Raw genomic sequence first — 2930 nt, forward strand, 5'->3', positions numbered from 1 at the left:
CGCATCGTGCGCTCGTTCGAGGCCGCGGCGGGTCCGGCGCAGCGCGGCGACGGCGCGCACCTCGACGACGCCGCCGACACCCACGCGGGCGCGCAGGGAACCACCGTCGACGTCGAGACGACCAGAACGTCACAGCTCGCGAGCCCGTTCTCCGCGCCGTATCGAACGCGGACGGCCGCTCTGTGGGCGACGTGGTTCGGCGTCAACTTCGCCTATTACGGGGCCTTCTTGTGGATCCCGACATTCCTCGTCGCGACCGGCTTTCCGGTGGCGAAGTCGTTCGGTTTCACCCTCGTCATCACGATCGCACAGTTGCCCGGATACGCGGTGGCTGCGGTGTGCGTCGAGAAGATCGGACGCCGGCCGACGCTCGCGCTCTTCCTCGCAGGTTCGACGGTGTCGGCGCTGCTGTTCGGTCAGGCCACGTCGGAGACGACGATCATGGCCGCCGGGTGCGCGCTCAGCTTCTTCAACCTCGGCGCGTGGGGTGCGCTGTACGCCATCACGCCCGAGATCTACCCGACGCTCATGCGCGCGGGCGGCGCCGGCGGCGCGACGGCGTTCGGGCGCATCGCCTCGATCGTGGCGCCGCTCGTCGTGCCTTGGGTGTTCACCCATCACGGCGAGGGCTGGACGTTCGGTGTCATCGCCGCAGCCTTCGCGGTCGCGACGCTTGCCGCGCTCGCGCTGCCCGAACGTCGGGGGCAGGCGCTCGACTGACCCGGCGGGGACGAGGCGTCAGCTCTCCTGTGGGTCGCGCAACGCCGCGGTGAACGTCAGCCCCGTCAACAGCAGGCCCGCGACGAACGGCAGGATCATCGCGCGCTGGATGCCGAAGTGGTTGCTGAGGAAGCCGATGATGCCGGGCCCGGCGAGAAACGCGGTATAGCCGAAAGCGGTGACGATGGCGAGCACGCGGCCGCCGCCGATGTGGCCGGCGATGGCGTAGATCTGCGGGGCGATCATGCCGACACCCAACCCGACGAGCAGCCAGCCGACGAGGATGAGCGGCAGCGACGACGTGGTGATGACGACGCCGAACCCGGCCACCGCGACGGGCGCGCCGAAGCGCACGACGGCGGCGCGCCCGAATCGTGCCACGAGTGAGTCGCCGAGCAGCCGGATGACGACCATCGTCGCGGACACGCAGACGAGACCGGCGGCGCCGACCCCCGGGTCGACGTGCGCGACGTCCGTGACGTGGATCGAGGCCCAGTCGATCGCGGTGCCCTCCGTGAACCCGAAGAACAGGGCCATGACGCCGAGCAGCCACGCCTGCGGCGGGATGCCGGGTCGCGGCGGTGCGTCGCCGCTCCTGGGGCTGATCGGCGCGGCGTCGTCCGTGCTGTCCTCGACATGCGGTGCCTGCGGCGTCAGAGCGAACAGTGCGGTGAGCCCCGCCCCGGCAAAGATCGCTGCCGCGACGAGGGCCCACCTCGGATCAGCCCCGTCGCCGCCCTGCAGTTTCGCCGAGCCCATGACGAGCAGGGCGCCGAGGAAACCTCCGAGCGAGAAGAACGCATGGAACCGGCTCATGACCGCCGTACCGGAGGCCCGCTCGGCGTCGACGCCGAGGGCATTCATCGCGACGTCCATGACACCGTTGCACGCGCCGATCATCACGCCGCCGACCACGAGGGTGGGGTAGTTCGGGGCGAACGCGACCACCAGCAACCCGATGGCGAGGCCGACTCCGCCGACGAGTGACGGCAGGCGCGGTGTGAGCCGGTCGGAAACGCGGCCGCTCACCTGCATGGCTACGATCGCGGAGCCCCCGGCCAGCAGGAGGACGAGCCCGATCCCCGACGCGTCGGTGTGCAGGCGTTCACGGAGGCCGGGCAGCGAACCGCCCCAGGCCCCGATCATCAGGCCGTTGACGAGAAAGATGCCGAACACCGAGCGGATGAGGGCGCGGCTCTGCGCTGCGGTGAACGACGTCGTGGGAGTCGAGGTGGGCATGCGCTCCATTGTCACCGCCGCCACCTACCCTGGTCGAATGGACGACAAGGCCACGCTGAAGACGTACCTCGACTCGCTGCGTTCGGCGATCCTGTGGAAGCTTGAGGGCCTCGACGAGTGGCAGCTGCGCTGGCCGATGACGTCGACGGGGTCGAACCTGCTCGGCATCGTCAAGCACCTCGCAGCGATGGAGTACGGCTACCTCGGGCATGTCTTCGACCGCCCCGGCGAGGAGCTGCCGTGGATGGGGCAGGACGCCGAGCCCAACGCCGACCTGTGGGCGACGTCCGACGAGACCGTGGAGAGCGTCGTGCGCCTCTACCGCCGGGCCGTCGCACACGCCGACGAGACGATCGCGAGCCTCGACCTCGACGCCGCCGGCCACGTGCCGTGGTGGCCGCAGCCCGACGTCACCCTGCACCGCGTTCTCGTCCATCTGAGCGTGGAGGTGGCCCGCCACGCGGGGCAGGTCGACGTCCTGCGCGAACTGCTCGACGGACGCGTCGGCATGCGTGAGGCGAACCCCAACCTGCCGTGGGGCGACGAGTTCTCCTGGGAGAGCTACGTGGAGAGGGTTCGTCAGGTCGCGATCGACGCGCAGTGGCCCGGTGCCCGACCCGGTCTGTACGGGTTCGCGGGCCCGCAACGGGACGCGCTGCTCGCGCCGATCCTTCGCGGTGCCAAGACGGCGACATCATCCCTGGCAGCCGCGTATTCAGCGGACGATGAACTGCCGCGGGTCGGTGAGCGCGAGGTGCTCATCTCGTCGGCGGGGATGCCCGTCGGCGTCACCGAGACGGTCGAGGTGCGCGTCGTCCCGCTGGGAGAGGTCGACCTCGAGCACGCCGTCGACGAGGGGGAGGGGTACCGCAGCGTCGACGAATGGCGCGGGGCGCACGAGCGCTTCTGGGCCTCCGACGCGATGCGGGCCGAGCTCGGCGACCCCGACCTCGTCGTCGACGATGCGACGC

General features: G+C 70.6%; 3 protein-coding genes. 2 read left to right on the top strand and 1 reads right to left on the bottom strand.

What is annotated here, in order from left to right; genetic code table 11:
* On the top strand, positions 1 to 720 hold a 720-nt coding region (locus tag B2284_RS07705), incomplete at its 5' end, for an MFS transporter (RefSeq protein ID WP_286697347.1).
* Between the two features lie 18 nt (positions 721 to 738).
* Here the strand turns inward: B2284_RS07705 and B2284_RS07710 are convergent.
* Complete coding sequence (locus B2284_RS07710) at positions 739 to 1959, bottom strand: MFS transporter (RefSeq protein ID WP_136788712.1); 1221 nt, start codon at positions 1957 to 1959, stop codon at positions 739 to 741.
* Between the two features lie 37 nt (positions 1960 to 1996).
* Here B2284_RS07710 and B2284_RS07715 point away from each other — a divergent pair.
* On the top strand, positions 1997 to 2930 hold a 934-nt coding region (locus B2284_RS07715; RefSeq protein WP_286697348.1), incomplete at its 3' end, for a mycothiol transferase.

The sequence above is a fragment of the Dermacoccus sp. UBA1591 genome (genome assembly GCF_002322065.1).
In the GTDB taxonomy this organism is placed as follows: domain Bacteria; phylum Actinomycetota; class Actinomycetes; order Actinomycetales; family Dermatophilaceae; genus Dermacoccus; species Dermacoccus nishinomiyaensis.